Origin of the sequence: Paenibacillus cymbidii, assembly GCF_004764705.1 — a bacterium.
Classification (GTDB): domain Bacteria; phylum Bacillota; class Bacilli; order Paenibacillales; family NBRC-103111; genus Paenibacillus_AN; species Paenibacillus_AN cymbidii.
This window is the reverse complement of record NZ_SHLX01000014.1, coordinates 210,852-233,452: the sequence shown is the minus strand read 5'-3', so window position 1 is coordinate 233,452 and position 22,601 is coordinate 210,852. Positions and strand designations below refer to the sequence as shown.

Below are 22,601 nucleotides of genomic sequence, written 5' to 3'. Positions count from 1 at the left end.
AATATCTGAAATTCTAGGTAGGGCAGGTTTAGTTTGCGTTTGCCGTTTTTCGGGACACCCCCTGAAAAAGTGACGGTACGCGAGAATCTCCTTCATTCAGGGTCTTGACATCGTACCGCTGCTCTTAATAAGAAAGTATTTTCCATGCAGTAAATGTAACATGGATGGATCAAAAAGTGCTTTGCCAAAATCACTTTTTTCATCAGAAATTTCATTACCGATCCCCCGCCGTCGCCCTCAATGTTGTCAGGTTAAGTAGTAGGCTATGGTTCGATACGACCAACCGCGACAATGATTAAGCCGACTTTTCCGGCTTATTTCGCCCGAATTGGGCTGCGAGAACGATTTAAGCCGACTTTTCCGGCTTATTTCGCCCGGACCGGGCTGAGAGAACGATTTAAGCCGACTTTTCCGGCTTATTTCGCCCGAACCGGGCTGCGACAACGATTTAAGCTGACTTTCCTGCTTATTTCACCCGAACTGGACTACGACGCCATTTTAAGCCGATTTTTTAGGCTCTCAATCAATGGCTGCTTAACCTGACAACATTGCCGTCGTCGCCCCCGCCCCCTCTATCGCACAAGCGCCATCCGCTCGATTCCTTCGCGAATCCGCTCCTCCGGCAAATGGCCAAAACCGAAGCAGGCAAACGGCCGATGCCCGGGCGCCATATCGGAGCCGCCGTCGCTCCACTCGACGCCGGCCGCCCGGCACGCTTCGCGATACAGGCCGTATGCTTCCGACGTTCCCGTCCACCAGGCGAACAAATGCAAGCCCGCATCGGACGGCACGACCTCGAAACGGTCGGCCAGTTTCTCCCGAAGCAGCCCGCCGAGCAGCGCGAATCGGCGGCCGTAGATGCGCTTCATGCGGCGCAGATGCCGCTCGTACATGCCGCCGCTCATGAAAGCGGCCAGCGCGCGCTGCTCCAGCAGCGACGCCGGGTGCGGCTCGAACAGCCGCTTCGCCGCAACGAACGGCCGCACCAGCCGCAGCGGCAGCAGCACGAAGCCGATACGCAGTTCGGGCGGCATCGTTTTGGAGAAGGTGCCGATGTAGACGACCCGGCCTTCCTCGTCCAGCACCTGCAGCGGCTCGACCGGCCGCCCGCGGTGGCGGAACTCGCTGTCGTAGTCGTCTTCGACGACGAAAGCGCCGCGCTGCCCCGCCCAGGCGAGCAGCGCCTGCCTGCGTTCGAGCGGCAGCACCGCCCCCGTCGGATACTGCCGCCCCGGCGTAACGAACGCCAGCTTCGCCTGCCAGCCTTGGACAACGATGCCGTGCGCGTCGACCGGCGCCGGAACGAGCCGGCCGCCGGCCGCCGCAACTGCGGCGCGAATGCCGCTGTAGCCCGGCTCCTCGACGACGACGCCGTCGTCCGCGCCGGCAAGCAGCTGCGCGAGCAGCGCAATCGCCTGCATCGAGCCGCCGGTCACGACGATGCGTTCGGCGTCGGCATCCATGCCGCGCGAACGGCGGAGATGCGCGGCGATCGCCTCGCGCAAGGGCAAATGCCCTTGGGCGGCGAACGCTTCCGCCCGCTCCATTCGCAGCTGTTCGCGCGCCGCCGCGTACAAGCAACGGGCCCATTCGCGCTGCGGGAACGATGCCGCATCCGGCAAGCCCGGCGCGAAACGTACGGCATCCGCGCCGCCGACTGCCGCCGAGAACGCGCGCCCGCTGTCCTGCGTCGCACGCGCGACCCGCTCCCCCCACGCCGACAGCCGAATCGCCGCCAGGTCCGTTGCCTCGCGTCCCGCCTTCAGCTCCAGGAACGCGGCGAACGTGCCGCTGCCGACGCCGGCCGTGACGTAGCCCTCCGCCGCCAGCATGTCATATACCTGGTTGACCGTACCCCGCGACAAGCCGTACGTCGCCGCCAGTTCCCGACTCGAAGGAAGCTTCGCGCCGTATGGCACAAGTCCCGTCACGATCGTTTCCCTGACGGCGTGGTAAAGCGCCTCGTATTTCGTGCCGTACCGCTGCAAATGTGATTGATAAGCGAGCTGCAGCTCCATGGCGCACCTCCCGGTATCGCAATAATTGGTCCAATAGAAATAACCTAAATTGGATCTTATGATTTGTCAATCCAGCCGCTACAATCGTTACCAAGACGAATAAAGGGAGGGCTTGCGATGAGAAGAAAAGAATTTTCCGTGGAAGAGTCGGCGGAAGTGGAGCAGTTTCTGGCCGGCATGACGTTCGGCTTCCTCGGCACGATCGACATGGAAGGCTGGCCGCACATCACGCCGCTCAATTTTGTGTACGAGCAGGGGAATGTTTATTTTCACGGCAGCAAGGTCGGCGACAAAATGAAAGAAATCAAGCACAGCGACCGCGTCACGTTCGCCGTGGCGAAGGAATACGCACTCATCCCTTCGTACTACACCGATCCGAAGCTTGCTTGTCCGGCGACGGCCTTCTTCAAATCGGTGCACATGCGCGGCAAAGCGTCGATCGTCACGGACTTGTCCGAAAAAGCCGCCGCCTTGACCGCTTTCATGCGCAAGCTGCAGCCGGAGGGCGGTTATGCGACAATCACGACGGAGGACGCCGACTACGCGGGACAATTAAAAAGCGTGGCCGTCGTCAAGATCGAAGTCGAAGAACTGACCGCCAAATTCAAATTCGGGCAAAATTGGCAGGAAACGCAGCGCGAGCACGTCGCAACGAAGCTTGAGCAGCGCGGCCAAGCGCTCGACGCGGAAACGGCGGCACTCATGCGGCAATACTGTCCGGCCCATCGGGAATGACAAATCCGCGCGCATGACGACGCAACCTTTTGCCCATTGCGACAGTCTAATGAGGAAAATGATGGCAATGGAGTGATCCCGGTTGCGTCGTATATATCCACTTGGTATGCTGTCGTTGCTTTTGCTGCTGACCGCTGCGGCTTGTCATGAGGAAGTTGCGCCGTCGCAAACGGGAACCCCGGCCCCCTCGCCGGCCGTCAGCCTGGCGCCGATCGCTTCCGCTTCGCCCGTTTCCGCGATTGTACAGGATGATGCGCCGCTGACCGCCCGAATCGAAAATCGCGACGACGGCTTTGCAGTCAAGCTGGAGGACGCCTCCTTCGCCTCCGTCCTGCAAACCGTCGTTTCTGCCGACCGGAACATGCCCGTTGTACATCTGGTGCGGCGATTGACGGCGCTGGACGACGTCAGGCAGCGCTACCGGCTCGATCTTGTCGCCATTGACCCGGACGATCGCAGCGTGCGCGTTTACCCGCTCGTCGATCTTGCGCTGGCGGATACGTATGCCGCCGATTCGCTTGCTTTCATCCGCGGGTTTGCCGATCCGGCGCACCTCGTCCTGACGAAGCTTCGCCAGTCGGCCGATTCGAGTGCGCTCCTGTCCGACATCGCGCTCTTCGACATCCGCAGCGGAAAGACCGAAACGCTGATCGAAGCCGCCGTTCCCATCGCGACGAACGATTTTGTCGCCGTCGCCCGGCTGAGCGCCTCCCGCGACAAGCTGGTCCTGAACAGCTTTACCGGCGGCAAACTATGGATCGCCGATTTGCAGGCGCGCACGATTCGTTCGCCCGAGCGGTTGTTTCGCAATCATTGGCCGCTCGCCAATCTGTACCTCTCTCCGGACGGAGAACGGTTCTGGTATCCGGTTATGGACGTCGGGTTGAAGCTTTACGATACGGAAGGTCGCGAGCTGGCGACAATTGCGGCGGACGGCGGATTGCGCGAATATCCTCCGCTGAAATGGAGCCCGAGCGGCAACTATGCGCTTGAGGAGTACACGCTTACCGATAGCGGCGAGCATGTGTTCTACGGAGAGGAAGGCGTTGCGTTCATCGCCGCGCAGGCGATGAGGATTTATGACCGGGACGGCGGCGTCGTGTGGCGGTACGAGCAGGCGAGCGCGGACGAATTTTTCGAATGGAGCGGCTGGCTGCCGGGAAGCGACAGCGGGGTATTGCGGAGCTACGGCCTGCAGCAGCGTCAGGATCAGCCGCCGCAGCGCACGAACGTCTCCTACCGCCTGACCGACATCGCAAGCGGCAGCATGACTACGCTTGCCCGGGCAAGCTCCTTGGAGCAATTGGATCAACCGCAAGCGTTTGCGACGGAAGAGGGGGACATCCTGTTCGTCGATGCCGCAAATGCCCGCATCGTCTCGCTGCACAACACGCTTGGCTCCTCGCCTTATGCCGAACTGCTTACCGCGCCGGACGACGCGACAATCGTATGGGCAGTTCCCGACTGGGAGCAACAGACGACTTCCGTTTACCGCTACGATCGGTCCACCCGAACGACTACGGTAACGAAGTGGAGTCCCGCGGGCAACCGTTTGCAATTGGTCGATGACGCCTACACGGTCGATTCGGAACTGGTCTATCATTTGCTGCACAAACTGCCGTAACCCCTTGTCACCGAAAGCGAGCGCCGTTTCCGCCTACGGCTACATGCTGGCGTTGCGCCGCCGTTTCTGAATTTCGTGCATGCCTAGCACAACGGCGATCCATTCGAAGCTGTCCACGGCGGACGTCCGGTTGTCGAGGCAATAGGCGGAAGGCTCCAGCCAGCCGCTCACTTTCCGGAACGATGCGGCGAGCATGCCGTTTTCGGCGGTCACTTCATATTCGCCGGAGAAGGCCGGCGACGTAATTTCATATACTCCTCTGCCATAGGCATCGTATTCGTAATGCTTGGAGAAAAACGACATCCGTTGCCGCAATTCGCCGCACTCCTCGCCGGCGCCGTCCATGACCGTCCAGCGGTTCGACAGCAGCGGAAACTGGCCGCCATACAGCCGGTTGCCGCCCCTGCCGTAAATATCGAGCGCCGAACCGAACGCGCTGCGAAGGTCGACCTGGCCGACCGGTTCCCCCGCATCGTTGCGAATGTCCGTCAAGCCGGCATTAAAGAAGTTGTCGCGAAAATAAAGTTGCATGAATGTACCGCCTCCTTGCTACCATTACGTGCGAACCGGCGGCAAAGTTGCGAAACGCCTTCCGGCCCGCGCCTGGGCGGCTCGACGGCCCGACGGCTCGACTTCCGGCCGACACACGCGCCGCCACAACAAATAGGCCATAAAAAATGGCCTATTTGCGCTTTTTTCCTCCGTCGGTCGAGAATAACCAGTGAAAACGCTGGCTATTTGGATCAGACCGCCTCATTTTGGACTTTTCAGCCGAAATAACCAGTGAAATCGCTGGCTATTTCTTCACCGTTGGCCATTTTTAGCGAAATAGCCAACGATTTATGGCCTATTTTCGAAAGGGATCGGTTCCCGTAAAGCCGCTAGCCCGCCTGCTTCATTCACTTGCCCCAATACGCGCCGAACTCGTGCAAAAAAGCGTCGATCATCCGCTCCTCGGCGGCATCCAGCCGGTAGTCCGGCTGGCGGCAGTAGCTGCTGGCGATAAGGCCGCGCTTGTGCAAAATCACCTTCTCCGCCTTGACGATCAACTCGACGCTTTGCATCCAGTAGGTGATATACGGCAGCAGCCGCCCGAACAGCGCGTTCATCTCTTCAAGTTCGTCGCGCCGAAACATCCCGTACAGCGCGACGTACACTTCGCTGAACGAGCAGCCCGGCTGGATGCCGACCGAACCGCGCTGCAGCACGTCGATCATCTGCACGCCGGCATAACCGACCAGAGTTTCGACGCCGCCGCCGGAAAGCTCGTGCAGCCGGGAGGCGAATTTGCCCGGCGGCTGCGTCTCCACTTTGACATAACGGGCGTTCGGGCAATCCTCCCGCAGCCGGACAAACAGCTCCGGCTCGATGCGCACGCCGGTCTGGTTCGGCGCATACTGGACGATGACGGGAATCGACACCGCCTGCGCCACCTTCCGCGCATGCGTCAGAATCGCATCTGCGGACGGCGCGAGAAAAAACGGCGGCAGCAGCATCAGCGCGTCCGCGCCCGCCTGTTCCGCTTGCTGCGCCTGCACCGCCGCGACTTCCCAGCTGTGGTGCGTAATCGAAACGATGCCCGCCACATCGGGCGAAGCGCTCGTTTCGGCGAGCAGCACGCGCATCATCCGCTCTTTCTCTTCGTCGGTAAGCTTGTAAAATTCGGTCGCCAGTCCGAACAAGGTGAGCGCCTTGGCGCCGGTGCCCGTCAAATGCCGGACGAGCCGCGCAAAACCTTCGAGATCGACGCGTCCCCGGTCGTCGAATACGGCTGCGACAATCGGGACGATGCCCGCGATTGTTTTCATCTTCGTTTCCTCCTGCCATCCGTAATCATAGGATCAATTACCTAAATCATATGATCTTTCATTGGCTGCGTCAACGACTTTATGCTACGATGTCATTACGTGAACATAGAGCCACTTTACTGCGATGGAGACGAATAGCGATGAAGAAAATGACTTACGCAACCGCACTGGAACAAATCCGGCGCAAAATCGAAACCGGCGAATGGAAGCCGGGCGACCGGATTCCGACGCTGCAGCAAATCGCCGCCGAACTGGCCGTGGGCGTATCGTCGGTGCGCGAGGCGCTGCGCATCCTCGAGAACCAACGCGTCGTCAGCATCGAACACGGCCGCGGCATGTTCGTCCGCAATGATCCGCAGCTGCTTGAGGACCAGGCCGGCAAGCTGCGCGAGCTCGGCGGCATGTCGCTTCTGACGCTGATGGAGGCGCGGGCCGTTCTGGAGCCGGAGCTGGCGGCGTTCTGCGCGGAGCGGGCGTCGCGGGAGTTGGCGCGGGAGCTGCGCCGGCTGGCCGATCTCATGGCGGAGCAGATGGACAAGGGCGGCGACTTCTTCGCCACCGATCTGCGCTTCCACAGCCTGATCGCCGAAGGCGCCGACAATCCCGTATTGGCCAACATGCTGGCCGCCATTTCCGATCAACTGCTCGAAAGCAGACGGCAAACGAACACGCTGCCGAACATGCGCACCAAGTCGTCGAATTATCACGTGCTGATCGCCATCGCCATCGAGGAGCGGAACGCCGAGCAGGCGCGTTCGCTGATGAGGGCGCATATTCTGGACATGGGCGCCGCGCTGCGCAAAGAGCGCGCCGCCCATGCCAACGACCGCAACTGAACAGGGAGCGGTCTTTTTTTTGCCTCCCCGTTATTGACAGCTGCCGCAAATAGATAATATGATTCATTTTAAAGATCATATCTATTTTACAACGGGAGGCTCAATTATACGTGAAAATCAGTAAAGTCGACGTATGGCTGGTAGAGGGCGTCAAATATAATTGGACGATGCTTAAAATTTACACGGACACGGGGTTGACCGGCGTCGGCGAAGCGACGAACTGGCCGGGAAGCCCAATCGTCGAGGCGGCGGCCAAACACGCCGGCGAACGGATTGTCGGGCTCGATCCGATGCGCACGGATTTTATCTGGACGAAGCTGTACCGCGATCTGAACTGGATCGGGCCTTACGGGGCGAGCCTGTGCGCTATAAGCGCCATCGACATGGCGCTGCTCGACCTGAAAGGCAAGGCGCTCGGCGTCCCTTGCTACGAGCTGCTGGGCGGTGCCTACCGCACGGAAATTCCGCTTTACGCCAACTATTGGTTTACCGGCGGCGGCCATACCGCCGAGGAGTATGCCGCGCAAGCGGCCCGGGTCAAAGCGGCCGGCTTCGGCGGGCTCAAATTCGACCCGTTCGCTCATACGAATTACTTGTACGGAGACGACTTGTCGACGAACCTGTCGCTGACGCCGGATGCGCAGCGCCGGGCAGTCGACGTGAGCCGCGCGGTGCGCGAAGCCGTCGGCGACGACACGGACATCATGATTGAAACGCATGCGATGCTCAACCTGAAAACGGCCATTCAAATGGCCGACCGGCTGGCGGAGCTGAACATTGCCTGGTACGAGGAACCGGCTGGACCGGAAAGCGCGGAAACGCTGCGGGCGATCCGCGAACGTCTTCATCCTGCCGTTTCGATTTGCGTCGGCGAACGCCATTACACGCGCTTCGGCATCCGGCCGGTGCTGGAGAAGTATGTCTGCGATGTGATCATGCCGGACATCACCCGCTGCGGCGGTCCTTCCGAGATGAAACGCATGGCCACGATGGCGGAGGCGTACAACGTGCTGCTGGCGCCGCACAATCCGAACGGCCCGCTGTCGACGCTCGCCAGCGCCCATGTTTGCGCGTCGGTGCCGAACTTGTTCCGCCAGGAATTCATGTTCCATGACGTGCCGTGGCGCGACAGCATCCTGACGCATCCGATCGAGGTGCACGACGGCAAGCTGGCGCTGTCGGACCGTCCCGGGCTCGGCGTCGATCTTGTCGAAGCGGAAATGGAGAAGCATCCGGGCGTACGAGCGGCACGCGCGGGATTTTACGTGTAGACTGGCTTCATAAAACGAAACAGCAGCAGCCTTGGACGAGAAAATAGTCCGGGACTGCTGCCGGTTGATGAAACGAACGTGCCTGTTAGCTTAATTCTTAATCCTCATTCCATAGTCTTATTGCTTCTTTTAATTCTAAATCTTCAAAACTTAATTTATAAATATCCGGTTTCTTTACTTGATTTAAAAAATCCAACCCATAACTTGAATCAAAATAATTCATCATCAAAGTCATTACAAGTCCATGAGTTCCTAAAGCTATTTTTTTCCCGGAGTGTTCTTGCAACAGGTTTTTTATCACTGCTACCGCTCTATTCTGGCAATCGGAATTAGACTCCCCGCCCGGCAAAGAAAAATCAAAATCATAAAATTTCCCTTTAATAAGGGACATTAACTCATTACTCTCAATCATTTCATCGGCAAAATGCCTTTCTCTGAGATCTTCAAATGTTTTGATGTCCGATCCCAAGTTTTGCGCCAATCCCTCAACACTCAGGATTGCTCGCTTATACGGGCTTGATATAACAACATCTATTCCTTCTTCTTTAAGAATTTCTGTAACTTTTTCAACATCGACCTTGCCCTTGACGGTGAGTCCTCTTGTTCTTTCGGTTCCTTCCGTGTATGGTGATTCAGCATGCCTGACCATATAGATGATAGTCTTCAAACAATCCTCCTTGGAATGCTAACTGCCCCCTCTAATCACTTGCACTTAGGAGTATTCGCGAAGTCATTCCATTATCCTTCCCGTTACTGCAATAAAACAGGGAGCCATGTGAGGGCATGTGCTCCCCGTTTCGGTTGAAACCAACATGGCAATCGCTCGGTAGCCCAGTTTGCGCCTCCAAGTATTCACGATGCTCCCCCCCTCCGCCGACAAGGATATCCCAAGATCGACGAAGAACTACTAATAGTGCCACGAATCGACATCTAATTGAGCATTGGCAAAAAGCAAAGGCTTTGCGCATTCATTAGCTGTTGCGCAAGGCGGGAAAAGCGGTGCAACGACGAACGGGGGAGCTTTTTTTGCTGCGAAAACAAGGTTGGGGTATCGCGCTTGCGCTGGTGATGATCGGCAGTTTGTTCGCCTTCTGGAGGCCGGCGGCCGGGTTGGCCGCGTCACCGGCTGCGTCCGGCGCCGCCGCGGGCGGTGTTGTCGATCTGCGGCTCGACGACAGCCCGAAGGGCGAGCAGTCCGTCAAGCTGGACGGCGAATGGCAGTTTTATTGGAAGCGGCTGCTGGGGCCGGCGGACTTGCCGCAGGACCCGGCTTCCGCCGCTTCCATCGAGGTGCCTTTATCGTGGAAAACGAAGCCTGCCGGCGTCGACTCGGCATACGGCTACGGCACGTACCGGCTGCAATTGCGCATCGCCAAGGAGCAGATCGGCCAAAGCAAAGCGCTGTTCGTCCGTTCGATCGGCAGCGCCTACCGGATCTGGATCGACGGCGACGAGAAACCGGGGCTCGGCACCGTCGGCACGCGCCGGAGCGAAGAAGTGCCGCAGTCCCATATCAATCTCCTCTTTTTCCAGCCGCAGCGGGAGACAGTCGATATCGTCATTCAGACGTCGAACTTTTCGTTCCGCGAAGGCGGCATCGTCGGCGACATCGTGTACGGCGATACGGCGGCGCTCATTCCGTCTATCGTGCGTTCGCTGCTGTACGATTTGTTCCTCGTCGGCGGGTTTCTGCTGATCGGCTTGTATCATATCGTCATTTACCGGCTGCGCCGGAAGGATATGGCGGCCTTGTTCGTCGGCATCGCGTATGTGGCGTTCGCCGCGCGCACGCTGTTCCTCAACGGATACGTGTCGTCGCTTGTGCTCGGCATCGACAGCTGGGAACTGCTCGTCAAGCTGGAATACGGCTCGGAAGTGCTCATTTTCCTGTTCCTTGCCCTGCTCATTCAGCGAATGTACCCGCAGGAGACACACCGGCTGGCGATTCCGGCGACCGGCGCGTTTGCCGTTCTGGTTGCCGTATATGTCATCGCCGCGCCGGCTCGCGTGTTTACGCAAACAATGACGATACAATCGGCGGCGGAAGCGCTGATTATGCTGTATTTCCTTTTTTACGTCGGGGCGAAGGCCGTCATGCGCAAGCGGGAAGGCGCGAAGCTGCACCTGATCGGCATGCTCGTGCTGGTTGCGGCGCTGATCAACGACACGCTGTACTGGGCGCGCGCCGCGGAGACGAGGGAATGGCTCGGCGAAGCCGCCATCCTGTTCCTGCTGCTGCAGGCGGTCATCATTTCCTACCGGTATTCGCTGCTGTCCCAGCGCAACGATACGCTCGTCACCGAGCTCGGGCGAATCAATACGACGCTGGAGGATCAGGTTGCGGCAAGAACGCGCAAGCTCAATGAAACCAACGAGGAGCTGTCGGCCATGAAGGCGATCCGCACGAAAATGCTGGTCAATATCGCCCACGACCTCGGCTCCCCGCTGATCGGCGTGCAAACGTACCTGCAGCTGATGGCGGAAGGCAAGCTGACACCGGGCAACCACGAGATGACGAAGCTGCTGATCGACAAAACGGCGTATATCCGCCACCTGATCGACGATTTGTTCGAGCTGTCCAAGCTCGAGTCGCGCTCGCAGCCGCTTCAGCTGGAAACGGTCGACGCCGCGGAATGGATGGCGGTGCTGAAGGAACGGTTTGCCGCCGATCTGGAGGCGAACGGCATGAAGCTGGCTTATGATGCCGCACAGGCGAACAGCGAGGGATTGCCGATCCGGCTGCGGATCGACCGGCAGCGGCTGATGCAGGCGCTGCACAACATCGTCGACAACGCGGTCAAATTCAGCCGCGGCCGCAGCGATACGATCATGCTGCGCGGATATGCGCAGCACTCGGCCGAGCTGGGCAGGATGGCGTTCGTCATCGCGGTAACCGATTACGGCGTCGGCATTGCGGAAAGCGAGCTGCCGCTCGTTTTCCATCGCTTCTACATGAAACGGGAAGGCAATGAGCGGGGAAGCGGCCTCGGCCTGGCGATCGTGCGGGAGATCGCCGAGCAGCACGGCGGCGCCGTCTCCGTCGACAGCGAACCCGGCCGGGGCAGCACGTTCCGGATCGTGCTGCCGGTTGCGGAGCAGGAAGGCGGATGAAGCGAACAAGGCAACGATCCACGCGGCTCCATGCCGGCGATCGTTGCCTTGTTCGTTCATTGCGGTCCGCGTCCTTCGGATCAGATCAGCCCGGACTGTCTCAGCAGCCGCTGCAGCATCGCAGCCGCTTCCGCTTTGGTCACCGACGCTTGCGGCGCCAGTTCGCCGTCCGCTCTGCCGGTTATGATGCCGACTGCCACGGTGTCGGCCGCACCTTGCCGCGCCCAGGCGGCGAGTTGTCCGGCATCGGCGAACGGATGCAGCCGCGCGTCCGGATCGGCCGAAGCGAGCCGGTCCTTCAGGCCGGTCAGCACCATCGCACCCGCGATCATCGTCATCGCCTGTTCGCGGGTCACTTCATCATTCGGCCGGAAGCTGCCGTCCCCGAAGCCGCCGACCAGACGATGCGCGTAAGCGGTGCGTACCGCGTCCGCGTACCATGCGGCCGCGCCGACATCGGAGAAGGACGCCGCTTCGCGCTCCAGCCGCAAACCGAGCCCGCGCACGAGGATCGAAGCGAATTCGGCGCGCGTCACCGCCTGATCGGGTGCGAAGCGGGTCTCGTCAATGCCGTTCACGACCATTCGCGAGCCCATGTCGTTCACGATGTCTTGTGCCCAATGGCCTTCGGCGTCGGCGAACGTCAGCGGATGCCATACGACGGAATACGTGCTGTTCGTCAAGCTGTTGACGATCGCCACATAGCGGCCGTCGGCAGTTCGCTCGACCCGCGTCGGGACATGACGCGCGGTGCCGTCCTTGTCGACGACGACGGCTGTTGTGATGCGCGACGGATCGACGTCGTCAGGCAACACGATCGTCCGTTCCACATAAGCGTTGAACGTCGACACGTCGATCGAACGATCGCCGCTCTTCGCCGTGATCGTAAATTCCAGCGGCGGCAAGAGGAGTTCGAAGCCTCCCTCGACAGCGGCCAGTTCGACATCCTTTACTCTTTCCGCCGGCGGTTCGGCGATTTCGATCTGGATCACGATATCTTCGAGCGCCACTACGCTGCCCAACTGTTCGGAGATGGCGGCAATATTGATTTGTTTGGCTGGCAACGTATACGTGGCTTTGTCGGTCTTGAATTCGACGACCGCTTCCTTGTTCTCCATGTTCCGCACCATTTGCCCGTTCAGTTCGCCAATGACGACCTGGCTGTCGGTGCGAACCGGAATCGTTACGACTGCGCCTTTGCCTTCTTCGGAGAGCTTCTTCTCCAGCTTGGCCGCGTCAATCGCGACCGTCATCACCGATTGGCCATTGCGTTCGCCCTTCGTGGCGGTGCCCGCTTGTTCCGGCTTGCCGTTCACGAGCACTTCCGCGCCGCCGGCAATCGTCGGCGTTGCAGACGGCTTCGCCGTTGCGGACGGCGTCGGCGATTGCGTCGGAGTCGAGGACGGTGTTGGCGAAGGAGTCGGCGTCGGTGTTGGCGTCGGCCCCGGTACGACCGTTACCTTGCCCCCCGACCACGACTTGCCCATTTCCAGTCCGTCGACGTTAACGAACGTCATATTCAGTGCATCCGACGTCGATGCGGTCAAGAGTTTGTCGCCGGCCGAAGCACCGGACTTGATTTTGAACGAAATTTCAAACAATTCGGTGCCGGCAGACACGGCGTTGTCGCCGCCCAACTCGTCTGCCCATCCCGCCGTCATCGTTCCCGAGCCGTTATCGAACGATGAATCGAACCAGTTGCCCGTTTTGCCCTGAATCGATGACACTTCCAGCGCGGCAGCGTCGAAGCCGATCTTGATGCCATAAGCGGCAACGTCCGCGCTCGTGGTACCGATCGACACCGGCACGACAACCGTATCGCCCGGGCTGCCGGACTTGTCGGCCGCCCCGACCGACAAGCTGTATACGGAAACCTTGCCGGAGGTGATATTCGCCTGCTCCACCGGTACGGGATCGATTTCTTCCGTCGTCGTCGCCGACAGGACGGTGATCGGCGAGTCGCCTCCGGCGGCGCCTTGCTTAATTTTGAACGAAACGGTGAACAATTTCATATAAGATTCGACGAATAACAGGTTAACTACGTCGACCTCGGCGTTCAAGCTTACTTGACCGCCGGTCGCCGACGACTTAAACTTAACCAACCCCGGTTCCAACGTCAACCCATCCGCAATCGGCTCCAGCACATTCTCGTCGTACGACAGCTTTACCGCAAACTTATAGAAAGGATGGTCTCCAGGGTCGGCGTAAACTGCAATGCTCACCGTTTCACCCGGTGCGCCCGCAGCGTTGCCAACCGTCAAGACCGGCTGGAGGTCACTCGCTTGAACCCGATAAGACATCAAGCCACAGCACATTGCAATAACGAGCAACAGCGCAAGAACACGCTTTTCCAACCGCGATTTCGAATCTTGCCTCATCCTACTCCACCTCCAACGTACAACTGAAGAATCAGCTTGGCATCTTCCTCGTCGACGACATGGTCGTCGTTCATATCAAGCACTTGCAATTGCTCATCCGTAAGCGTAATTTTGCTTTGCTTATACTTCGTAATCATCAACGCATCGGCCGGAGTCACCAATCCGTCTCCGCTGGCATCGCCTTTTTTCGCGTACACGTTTTGCGTAACCGTAAACGTCACGGGCGTCATTTGCGCCGCCGATACCGTTACCGTCGCCTGGTAATTTCCCCGCGCCAAACCGGCTTTCGCCTTGACCGTAAACGTAGCAACCGGGTTCGTATCGTCGAGGAGCGAAGGCAACGGCTGCGTCACTTCAAAATTGGCGTTGTCAACGGAAACGGCGAGGTTGGCCAAATTGCCGGTCCCAGTACGTGTCACCGTAATCGTCATCTCCTCCTGCGAACCGGACGCATATCCCGCGTTCAGCACCGCGCCTTCCTTATCGGCGATTGCACCGATCGTATAGGAGACCAGCTTCCCCGAAGTGGCGATCGTGCCTTTCTGGCCGACCATAACGAAAGCGCCGTCAGCAACCACCATGTCGTACGTAAGAATGCCTTCAAACGGTTGAATGGTCGCGCGTTTTGTCCAGCTTTCCAAATCCGTCGTCGTATAGATGTCGCCAGCGCCATTCGTCACCACATAAGTTCCCGAGTCATACGCCATCGCTCCGATCGAGCTGATGCCGCTTAACGGCTTTTTATTCAAGGTCGTTCCGTTCGTGTATACAGCTAAGGTTGCCGTATTGCCCGGAAAAAAGAAGTCGCCGTTCAGATAATACACTCCAGAAACGGAGAAACCCGTACCGGCCTTGTCGACCTGAACATAATTGATGCCGTCCGCGGATTTATATATGTCGTTGTAGTATCCACCCACACCGAAATAGTTGCCGTTGCCGTAGGCGATCGAAGTCATACTGATCGGCCCGAGCGAATTGTGATAGGTCCAATTGATGCCGTTATGAGATGTGAACAACACGTTTGTTAGCTCGCTGTTGATGTAGGCGGTTCCTGTCGCGATGAATTGTTCGTCTCCATATGTGACGTTGTCGAGCATATACGTAATGTCGTCGCCCAAATGCGAGGCGTTCCAGTTGTTGCCGTCGCCGGAATAATAGATGTCTTTCCCGGTTCCAACCGCTATAAACTTGCCGCCGCCATACACAACATCCTTAACACCGCCCAAATTGGTATTGAACTTGTTGAACGTAACCCAGTCTGCGGAAGACACGATCGTTGCACTTTCGCCAACCGTTACGAAATTGCTTCCGTTGGTGGCAATCGCCTTCAAATTGAATGAAACGCCGATTGGATAGACTAACGTCCAGTTCTCAAGGTCGGTCGACGTTTGAATCGTGCCGCCGTCGCCAACGGCGTAGTAGCGAATGCCGTCATACGCCGCTTGTCGCAGCGCCATCGTCGAACCGGAATGCTGCTTCGTCCAGGCGGTGCCGTTCGTCGACGTATATACGTCCCCCTGAGCGCCTAACGCCACGAGCTGATTGTTCAGCACCTCAATCCTCGTGACGTTGAAGTCGGTGTCAATCGTCTGGCTTGTCCAACTGGTCAAGCTTGGGTCGCTTGTAATCCATGCCCCCATGCCCATTCCTGCATAGCCCGTCAACACGTAGGTGCTGCCCAGTACAGTAACCGACTGGAAGATGCTCATCAGGCCGGTCGTAATGTCCTGCCAATTCTGTCCGTCGCTCGAAATCCGTAAATTGCCCAACTGGCCGGTGGCGATGAATTGACCGTTGTAAAAACCGAGATCCAAATAGGAAACCATCATTTCGTTCTTCATTTGGGTCCAGGTGATACCGTCGGGAGAACGGTAAATCGAGCCGTAGTTCATCCCCATGTCCGACTTGACGCCCACGGCAACGTACACGCCGTTGCCATATGCCACCGCTTTAAAATCGGTGTTCGCGTTCGACGTCCGTTCGGTCCACTCGTACCCGTCCGCCGACGTCATGACGCTCCCCCCGTTGCCGACCACAACGAATTGGCCTCCTCCGAACGCCACATCGTTAAAGTAGTAAAATCCGGTTTCCTTCACCTTCTTGGTCCACTGCAGTCCGTCCGGCGTCGTCATGATCAGATTGCCGGCGGTGACGCAGACGCCGTTGCCGCAAGCGAGGTTGTACAGATTCACGTAAGTCGGAAGCGCGCTGCGAATCGTCCAATCGTCAAGCGGATCGGCCGGCGCCCCCGCATAAGCTCGCGGCAGTCCGGCGAACAGCAGGGCGTACACAAGCAGCAAGGCAAAAACCCGTTTCATCCTCATCTCATCCTTTCCATTCCCTGGTTCGCTTCGAGTATAAAAGAAGGCACGAGGAGAAGGAAGTGACGTTTCGTCACGATTTTACAGATACCGACAAAATGAGGGGCTGCCCGCGCCGCTTATAGCTGCCAGACGGCGGAAATGGTACTATAGAGGAAGCAACAGGATGTGAGGTGTAGACGATGGACAAGCTGAAGGTGTTGATCGCCGAAGACGATCATTTGCTGCGGACCGGGCTGGCGCTCATTATTGACGCCGAGCCGGATATGACCGTGGTCGGCGCCGTCGCGGACGGCGAGCAGGCGATCGCCGCGATCGAACGCAGCAAACCCGATCTCGTGCTGCTCGACCTGCAAATGCCGAAGATGGACGGCCTCGCCTGCATCCGGCACATTCGCCGCCTGCATGCCGATCTGCCGATATTGATCCTGACGACCTTCAACGAAGAAGAATATATTTTCCAGGGGCTGGCTTACGGGGCGAACGGCTATTTGCTGAAAAATCTCGATTTTCGCCAGCTGACGCAAACGATCCGCGACGCAGCGCAAGACAAGATAATGCTTCCGGGCGAAGTGGCCGCCAAAATCGCCCGTTACGTCATGAACGACGGCACCTATATGAAGGAGCGCGGGCTGGCCCGTTTTTTCGAGCGCAACCCGAACTATACGTCCAAGGAGCAGCAAATGATCAAGCTTCTGCTCGGCCGGCTGTCCAACAAGGAAATCGCCGCTCAGCTGTTCCTCGCCGAAGGCACGGTCAAAAACGCCTTGACCGCCCTCTACGAAAAATTGGATGCCGGAGGCCGCACCGAAGCGATCCACAAGCTGGAAGCGATGATCCAGGAGGCGAATTGACGAAGGAGCCCGTTGGCTTACACCGGGATCGGTGCGAACACGGGCAGCGGAATGCCCAGACTGTCGCGTACGTTCACAACCGGATTTCGCCCGAATCCGTGCCGTATCGTCGCTCCTTGCGGTACCGGCCGATCGAAGGCAAACACGACGCGCCGGCCGTCTTCGGCCACAATTCCGCTGCAAGCCAAGCAACAGCCTTCCGCCTCCACCCGAAAGCCGAATACTTGCCGCACTTCCGCAAGTCTGCCGTTGATGCCGGCGAACGATAACGACAATTCCGTGCGATCCGCGTTCCAAGCGAACGAGCCTGGCCGCGGGCCGGACAACGCCGCCGGCCGGTTGTAGGCCTGACTCAGCGCCGCCCACGCCATTCTTCGACCCACCGCCTGCAAAGACCTGGCGTCCAGATGAATGCCGTCCGACAAAGAAGCGTCGATTGTCGGCACCATCCGAATACCGTCAAGCTGACTCTCCAGCTTCAACTGCTCCTGCTGAACGAAATTCCACCAGTACGGATCTTCCTGGCTATAATGAACCGACAGCTGCGCGTAAAGGAACGGCAGTTTTTCATCGCCGGTATCGCGCCGCAAGCTGTTGATGAACCCGTTCGTCCGCTCCCGATACATCGGGCCGAACGATTCGTTGGCGTCGCTTTCGCCCTGATACCACAGGCAGCCCTTGATCCGTCCGCCCAGCTTGCGTATTTTGCGAAGCATGGCGCCATAGAAGGAATGCCAGCCCTCGTTCGCACGCGCGGGATCCCATTGCTCCATGCGGGTACCGCCATGAGCGGCGATCACGAGACCGATCGGAATGCCGGTTTCCCGCAACAGTTCCTTGGCAAACGTCAACCCGAGCCCGGCTCCGTTCGCCCGCTCGCTGCGCTGTTTTGCCGCTTCCTCCGCCACTTCGCCGGCAGGCACGCGCCAGTGCACCGGATCGATCGCTTCCTGCAGCCAGCAGAGCGGCTCTTCGGCAAGCGCCCATCGGTCTCCCAGATAGAAGCAGCTGACCCCTTCCATCGGTGTTTCGGCGTCGATTTCCTTGCCGCAGCCCTCCATGTTCGATTGGCCGGCAAGCAGCCACAAATCGCCGACAAATACCGGCGACACCGTCACCATCGCCGTATTATCGCCTTTCGTTACCCGGAATTCCAGGCTATACTTGCCTACCGGGATGTTTTCCATTTTGCCGCTGAATGATCCTTCTTCCATTACCCCCATCAGCTGCCAAGGGGCCGAATAGGCGGCGGAGCTTATCCGCGCCTCCACGTTTCCTGTTGCCCGTTCCGATGCTTGCAGACGAAACGGAATGTCGCTCTGTCCCCGGTCGTCGCGCTGATAGACGCGATAGGCTTCCACTTCCAGCAAAGTCAACTTCATGTGTCGAATTCCTCCATTAGCGATTTTGAGACTCTTGAAGAAACAAAACCAGCTTGTCCTTTTGGCGTCTTCCCGTTCCAAGTCGGAGCTGCTGCGCGAAATCGTCGTTGGTTATTTATTTGCAACGTGGTGCTGCCGGCCAAAGCTTTGTTCGAGACCGTGCGCAGACTGTCTCCCGGCACGCTTGTGATCGCCAAAGAACCGAATTTGCGCGTCACCGCCCGCTCCCATTCGACCGTGTTTCGCCTGAGCGGAATGGACGCCGCCTTGTTCCCGGCCTTCGAAACCTCCGATCCGGACGCCTTCGCATTCACCTTGAACATTGCCGACTTCGCCAAAGCGATCAGCCGCGTCGTTTTCGCCGCTTCGCTGGACGAGAACCACCCGCAGTTGACCGGCGTCTCCTTCCGTTTCGTCGACTCGGAACATTTGACAATGACGGCAACCAACGGTGTACGACTTGCTTCACACACCGTCCCCGTCTCCGCGCCGGGACGGAACAGCGGCAACCGCTCTGCGATTGTCCCGGGCCCCTATGTGCGCTGCCTTGCGCAGCTGGCGGCTGCTCCTTCCGAATGCTGCAGCATGACGCTAACGGATAAGTATCTCACCGCGTCGACCGGTGCACGAATCATGCAAACCGCGCTGATCGCAGGTTCGTATCCCCTGTCGGCTGCATTCCCGCCCGCGAGCTTCAGAGCGGAAGTGGCGCTGGATGCGCAGCAGCTTGCCGACGCGCTCGAACGCGCCACACTGCTGGCCGGCTCGACAAAAACCGTGCACCTTTTTTCCGGAGAGCACAGCAGACTCCGATTGTTCGCCAGATCCGGTGAACTCGGCGACATTGACGAAGCTTTGCCTGTCCTCCGCGCCGCCGGCGAACGCTTCTCCGTGCATTGCAACGGCGTTTATCTCAAGGAAATCGTACGGGCCGCACAATGCGAAGCCGTCACGCTGCGCATCGGCGGCCCGTTGGAGCCGATCCGCGTGCTTCCGGTCGACGATCCGGCTTGTTTCTACTTGCTTTCCCCCATCCGCACGAACGATACCGCATAATTGAAAAATAGGCCACAAAAAATGGCTTATTCGTCCCTTTTTATGCGGTGCGTCGGAAATAGCCAGTGAAAACACTGGCTATTTGGAGAAAATCGTGCTCCGGTCGGCCTTTTCGACGGAATAGCCAGCGATTTCACTGGCTATTTTGTTGCTGCCGGCCATTTTATGCGAAATAGCCCATAAAATCGGGCCTATTCCGAAAATTGCGGTGCCGTCACCCCGTCAAAACTCGACGCCTCTTACCTTGGCGAAAATTTTCGTGCTTCGCGGCTGCCCCTCCACGTCGAGTTCATCATGGCGAACGATGCCTTCCAGCTTAAAACCGAGCCGCTCCGCCACGCGGCTGCTTTTTTCGTTTCGCTCGTCGCAGCGGATCACGATCCGGTTGGCGGCCAATTGCCCGATCGCAAACTGCGCGATCGCCTCCACCGCTTCTGTCATGTAGCCCTGGCCCGTGCACGAGGTGCGCAGCCAATAGCCGATTTCGAAGCGGCGAACGCGCCAATCGATCTGGTGCAACCCGCTGCTGCCGATCAATTGCCCGTTCGCTTTCGCGAACAGCAGCAGCCTCATGTCGGTTCGCTGCAGAAAGTGCAGCCGCGCATGGCGAATATTCGCTTCCGACTGCGCGGCGGTGGGCACGCTCTGCGCCCAGGGCATCCACGGCCGCAGCTCGTCGATGCTTTCCCGCACGGCTTCGTTCACTTGCCGCCCGTCGTTCGGCAGCGGCGCGCGAATCAGCAGCCGCTCGCTTTCGAACGATTCGGGGATATCGAATAAAATCGGATCCGGTTCCATCGCCTCTGTTCACCGCTCCTTTCATAATGAAGGGGGAATGCTGTATTTAGCACACTATACCGCATGCCGGGTATCCCGACAAGCATCGCCTTGTCAAAGCGCGCCGCTGTCGTTATGCTGGAATGGAGACAGCAGACAGGCCCATTTTTCGGAAAAGAGGGATCGTATGGAGACGTACTTGTTCGACCAGGTCGCATTCGTCCGCAACCAAACCTTGCGCGCCGTGCAAACGTTGACGGAGGAAGCGCTCGACCGCGTGCCGGAAGGCTTCAACAACAACATCCGCTGGAATTTGGGCCACATTTATCAATCGCAGGAGCGGTTTGCGTTTCAGTTCGCCGGCGAGCCGACTGAGCTGCCCGACGCTTTCCCCCGCCTGTTCGCCAGAGGCACGAAGCCGGCCGACTGGAACGAGGAGCCGCCGAGCGGCGAAACGCTGCTGGCCATGATGGCCCGGCAGCCGGAGCGAATCCGGCAAACGCTGGCAGGGCGTCTCCACGAGACGGCAAGGGAGCCGTTTACGACCAGTACGGGGCTCACGCTGGACACGGTCGGCGCATTCCTCACCTATACCCTGTACCATGAAGGTATGCATTACCAGGCGATTGCGCTTCTGAAGCGGTTCGGCAGCCGCTAAGGTGCCCGGCCCGCGCCGGCGAACGCGCGGCGAAGCTCGCGCCGATGCGTATACGCGAGCAATGCCAGGTTGCCGAACCCTAACCCGAGCACGGGCGCCGGATCCCCGCGGACGGCAAGAAAGATGATCAGCAGAAGCAGCCCGCCCACAACCTGAGCGCCATCGGCGGCGGAGGACACGGGCTGCCCTTTGTTCAGCGCCCTTCCCGCAAGTAACATCACCGCCAATACGACCGCATAAACCAAAGAAGCCGCAAACGAAGCGGCGCTCCACACTCCGAACGTCACCGCAATCGCCTTGCCGCCCCGGAAACCGAGAAAAGGAGAAAACGCGTGTCCGACGATCGGCGCCAGCGCAACCGGCACGAACCAGACGGACGTCGTTTCTCCCCCGCCGGCCAAGTAGAGCCATACAGGCAAATACCCTTTCGCAAAATCGAGCGCCACGCCGGCAAGGCCGAACCGGTAACCGCGCGACGCCCACAAATTGCGGGCGCCCGGGTTGCCGTCGCCGACCGTGCGCAAATTCGTACGGGCGAGCCTCCCGAGCCAATAAGAAAACATGCACGCGCCCGACAGAAAAGAAACGATCGTCCATATCGCATTCATGCGCCCGGTTTGCCTCCCACCTTGACGTTCCTCCCTTTCCAGGCTACGTGCCCGAGGAAAAGAACCTGGTATGCGGAGTACGCCATCACCACAAGGAAAAACAACGTCGATAACGGATGCAGCAGCGGAACGAACCAGCCGAATTTGCCGACGTAACGGCCAAACAGTACGATTTGCGCCGTGTAGAGGGCATAAGCGATCCCAAGCGGAACGGCCCACGACGTGCCCCAGGCGAAAAGCGCCGATTCCGCGGCTATCAGGCCAATCATCCATAACGCCACGCAAACGATCGTCCCCGGCCGCAGCTTGCCCGTGCTGAGCACGGCGCCTTTGCTGAAGCCTTCTAACTCGCTCCTGATGCCTTGCGGGTACATGCGGAACGACACCAGCCCGCAGCCGAGAAAATTGGTGACCGGAATGCCCGCTTCCGTGTATTTGGCGCCAAGGTTCAAGTCGTCCAGCAGCTCGCCCCGCACGCTGGAGTGGCCGCTGACCAGCTCGTAATCCTCCCTCGTCGTCACGATGCAGGAGCCGTAAAGCCCTTTGCGCGGATTGCGCCGCTCCGCCGGCGACGTAAAAGCGAAGGCGCCGAGCAGATTGGTCACCAGCGCCAGCCGTTCGTACAGCTTCTCCGTGTAGTGGAACGGTACGACGGAAATAACGCCGCCGCAGCGGTCGCGCGTGGCGATCAGCGCGGCCAGCGCATCCGGCGCCAGCCGAATATCCGCGTCGAGAAACGCGATAAGATCGCCCGTAGCCTGCCGGTAGCCGTTCCAGACGGCCCAGTTTTTGCCCGTCCAGCCCGGCGGCAGCTCGGTATTGCGGATGACGGTGACGCCGAATGAGGCGGCGATTTCGTACGTGCGGTCGTCCGAAAAATCGTCAACGACGATAATTTCGTGGGGGGTGAACGTCATCTCCCGCAACGAGCCGAGCAAGTGGGGCAAATTAACCTGTTCGTTGCGCGCCGGAATAATGACGGACAGCTTCCGCTCCTTAGGAGCTTTCCCGTCCTCTGCACCGGACGCAGCATCCGCGGCAAGCCGATTGTTTCGGAACAGCCACATTCCCGCCAGGCAGCCAATAACGCACAATACCAACAGCACCATCGCGAACCGCCTTCCGTCGCCTAAGCGAGCCGTATTCGAGCGCAAGTTTCTGTTG

The 22,601-nt window shown here is 59.0% G+C and carries 18 protein-coding genes; 8 read left to right on the top strand and 10 right to left on the bottom strand.

Going from position 1 to position 22,601, the window contains the following annotated elements; translation table 11 throughout:
- Positions 1 to 572: 572 nt before the first annotated feature.
- Positions 573 to 2,018: a MocR-like pyridoxine biosynthesis transcription factor PdxR gene (gene pdxR, locus EXY20_RS20260; protein WP_135553917.1), complete on the bottom strand. Its 1,446-nt coding sequence runs from the start codon at positions 2,016 to 2,018 to the stop codon at positions 573 to 575.
- Positions 2,019 to 2,135: 117 nt separating this feature from the next.
- On the opposite strand from pdxR, the gene EXY20_RS20255 reads away from it, so the two are divergent.
- Entirely contained in the window at positions 2,136 to 2,753 is a 618-nt protein-coding gene (locus EXY20_RS20255; RefSeq protein ID WP_135553916.1) for a pyridoxamine 5'-phosphate oxidase family protein, read from the top strand.
- Positions 2,754 to 2,835: 82 nt separating this feature from the next.
- Positions 2,836 to 4,377 (top strand): hypothetical protein, encoded by a 1,542-nt coding sequence (locus tag EXY20_RS20250; RefSeq protein WP_135553915.1) that lies wholly within the window; start codon positions 2,836 to 2,838, stop codon positions 4,375 to 4,377.
- A gap of 39 nt (positions 4,378 to 4,416) precedes the next feature.
- Here the strand turns inward: EXY20_RS20250 and EXY20_RS20245 are convergent, their stop codons facing one another.
- Together EXY20_RS20245 and EXY20_RS20240 are read right to left on the bottom strand one after the other, a co-directional pair.
- Positions 4,417 to 4,908, bottom strand: coding sequence for a hypothetical protein (locus EXY20_RS20245; protein ID WP_135553914.1), 492 nt, complete (start codon positions 4,906 to 4,908; stop codon positions 4,417 to 4,419).
- 368 nt (positions 4,909 to 5,276) lie between these two features.
- Entirely contained in the window at positions 5,277 to 6,185 is a 909-nt protein-coding gene (locus EXY20_RS20240; protein ID WP_135553913.1) for a dihydrodipicolinate synthase family protein, read from the bottom strand.
- Positions 6,186 to 6,325: 140 nt separating this feature from the next.
- On the opposite strand from EXY20_RS20240, the gene EXY20_RS20235 reads away from it, so the two are divergent.
- Positions 6,326 to 7,021 carry a FadR/GntR family transcriptional regulator gene (locus tag EXY20_RS20235; RefSeq protein WP_135553912.1) on the top strand — a complete coding sequence of 232 codons (696 nt, stop codon included), beginning with the start codon at positions 6,326 to 6,328 and terminating at the stop codon, positions 7,019 to 7,021.
- A gap of 110 nt (positions 7,022 to 7,131) precedes the next feature.
- Complete coding sequence (locus EXY20_RS20230) at positions 7,132 to 8,292, top strand: mandelate racemase/muconate lactonizing enzyme family protein (RefSeq protein WP_135553911.1); 1,161 nt, start codon at positions 7,132 to 7,134, stop codon at positions 8,290 to 8,292.
- Positions 8,293 to 8,389: 97 nt separating this feature from the next.
- Here the strand turns inward: EXY20_RS20230 and EXY20_RS20225 are convergent, their stop codons facing one another.
- Positions 8,390 to 8,959 carry a histidine phosphatase family protein gene (locus tag EXY20_RS20225; protein WP_135553910.1) on the bottom strand — a complete coding sequence of 190 codons (570 nt, stop codon included), beginning with the start codon at positions 8,957 to 8,959 and terminating at the stop codon, positions 8,390 to 8,392.
- A gap of 359 nt (positions 8,960 to 9,318) precedes the next feature.
- Between EXY20_RS20225 and EXY20_RS20220 the strand changes: the two genes are divergently transcribed.
- Entirely contained in the window at positions 9,319 to 11,403 is a 2,085-nt protein-coding gene (locus EXY20_RS20220; RefSeq protein WP_135553909.1) for an ATP-binding protein, read from the top strand.
- 80 nt (positions 11,404 to 11,483) lie between these two features.
- On the opposite strand, the gene EXY20_RS20215 is transcribed toward EXY20_RS20220, so the two are convergent.
- Positions 11,484 to 13,703 (bottom strand): S-layer homology domain-containing protein, encoded by a 2,220-nt coding sequence (locus EXY20_RS20215; protein WP_268966421.1) that lies wholly within the window; start codon positions 13,701 to 13,703, stop codon positions 11,484 to 11,486.
- 74 nt (positions 13,704 to 13,777) lie between these two features.
- On the bottom strand, positions 13,778 to 16,099 hold the full coding sequence (locus tag EXY20_RS20210) for a dockerin type I domain-containing protein (protein WP_135553907.1): 2,322 nt from the start codon (positions 16,097 to 16,099) through the stop codon (positions 13,778 to 13,780).
- A 185-nt stretch (positions 16,100 to 16,284) separates the two neighbouring features.
- Between EXY20_RS20210 and EXY20_RS20205 the strand changes: the two genes are divergently transcribed.
- A complete protein-coding gene (locus EXY20_RS20205; protein WP_135553906.1) occupies positions 16,285 to 16,956 on the top strand; it encodes a response regulator transcription factor in 672 nt (223 codons plus the stop codon).
- Positions 16,957 to 16,973: 17 nt separating this feature from the next.
- On the opposite strand, the gene EXY20_RS20200 is transcribed toward EXY20_RS20205, so the two are convergent.
- On the bottom strand, positions 16,974 to 18,338 hold the full coding sequence (locus EXY20_RS20200) for a sialate O-acetylesterase (RefSeq protein ID WP_135553905.1): 1,365 nt from the start codon (positions 18,336 to 18,338) through the stop codon (positions 16,974 to 16,976).
- Between the two features lie 126 nt (positions 18,339 to 18,464).
- Between EXY20_RS20200 and dnaN the strand changes: the two genes are divergently transcribed.
- Entirely contained in the window at positions 18,465 to 19,394 is a 930-nt protein-coding gene (gene dnaN / locus EXY20_RS20195) for a DNA polymerase III subunit beta (protein WP_167859385.1), read from the top strand.
- A 222-nt stretch (positions 19,395 to 19,616) separates the two neighbouring features.
- On the opposite strand, the gene EXY20_RS20190 is transcribed toward dnaN, so the two are convergent.
- Positions 19,617 to 20,192: a GNAT family N-acetyltransferase gene (locus EXY20_RS20190; protein ID WP_135553903.1), complete on the bottom strand. Its 576-nt coding sequence runs from the start codon at positions 20,190 to 20,192 to the stop codon at positions 19,617 to 19,619.
- 166 nt (positions 20,193 to 20,358) lie between these two features.
- On the opposite strand from EXY20_RS20190, the gene EXY20_RS20185 reads away from it, so the two are divergent.
- Positions 20,359 to 20,829 carry a DinB family protein gene (locus EXY20_RS20185; RefSeq protein ID WP_135553902.1) on the top strand — a complete coding sequence of 157 codons (471 nt, stop codon included), beginning with the start codon at positions 20,359 to 20,361 and terminating at the stop codon, positions 20,827 to 20,829.
- On the opposite strand, the gene EXY20_RS20180 is transcribed toward EXY20_RS20185, so the two are convergent.
- A complete protein-coding gene (locus tag EXY20_RS20180; protein ID WP_135553901.1) occupies positions 20,826 to 21,437 on the bottom strand; it encodes a glycerol-3-phosphate acyltransferase in 612 nt (203 codons plus the stop codon). The two genes, EXY20_RS20185 and EXY20_RS20180, sit on opposite strands and share 4 nt — an antisense overlap.
- Positions 21,434 to 22,546: a glycosyltransferase gene (locus EXY20_RS20175; RefSeq protein WP_135553900.1), complete on the bottom strand. Its 1,113-nt coding sequence runs from the start codon at positions 22,544 to 22,546 to the stop codon at positions 21,434 to 21,436. Before EXY20_RS20175 ends, EXY20_RS20180 begins: the two co-directional genes overlap by 4 nt.
- Between the last annotated feature and the right edge of the window lie 55 nt (positions 22,547 to 22,601).

Coding starts and splice junctions, on each gene's coding strand:
- pdxR (WP_135553917.1), bottom strand. CDS start 2,018: ATGGAGCTGCAGCTCGCTTATCAATCACATTTGCAGCGGTACGGCACG.
- EXY20_RS20255 (WP_135553916.1), top strand. CDS start 2,136: ATGAGAAGAAAAGAATTTTCCGTGGAAGAGTCGGCGGAAGTGGAGCAG.
- EXY20_RS20245 (WP_135553914.1), bottom strand. CDS start 4,908: ATGCAACTTTATTTTCGCGACAACTTCTTTAATGCCGGCTTGACGGAC.
- EXY20_RS20240 (WP_135553913.1), bottom strand. CDS start 6,185: ATGAAAACAATCGCGGGCATCGTCCCGATTGTCGCAGCCGTATTCGAC.
- EXY20_RS20235 (WP_135553912.1), top strand. CDS start 6,326: ATGAAGAAAATGACTTACGCAACCGCACTGGAACAAATCCGGCGCAAA.
- EXY20_RS20215 (WP_268966421.1), bottom strand. CDS start 13,703: ATGTCTTATCGGGTTCAAGCGAGTGACCTCCAGCCGGTCTTGACGGTT.
- EXY20_RS20210 (WP_135553907.1), bottom strand. CDS start 16,099: ATGAAACGGGTTTTTGCCTTGCTGCTTGTGTACGCCCTGCTGTTCGCC.
- EXY20_RS20205 (WP_135553906.1), top strand. CDS start 16,285: ATGGACAAGCTGAAGGTGTTGATCGCCGAAGACGATCATTTGCTGCGG.
- EXY20_RS20200 (WP_135553905.1), bottom strand. CDS start 18,338: ATGAAGTTGACTTTGCTGGAAGTGGAAGCCTATCGCGTCTATCAGCGC.
- EXY20_RS20190 (WP_135553903.1), bottom strand. CDS start 20,192: ATGGAACCGGATCCGATTTTATTCGATATCCCCGAATCGTTCGAAAGC.
- EXY20_RS20185 (WP_135553902.1), top strand. CDS start 20,359: ATGGAGACGTACTTGTTCGACCAGGTCGCATTCGTCCGCAACCAAACC.
- EXY20_RS20180 (WP_135553901.1), bottom strand. CDS start 21,437: ATGAATGCGATATGGACGATCGTTTCTTTTCTGTCGGGCGCGTGCATG.
- EXY20_RS20175 (WP_135553900.1), bottom strand. CDS start 22,546: ATGGTGCTGTTGGTATTGTGCGTTATTGGCTGCCTGGCGGGAATGTGG.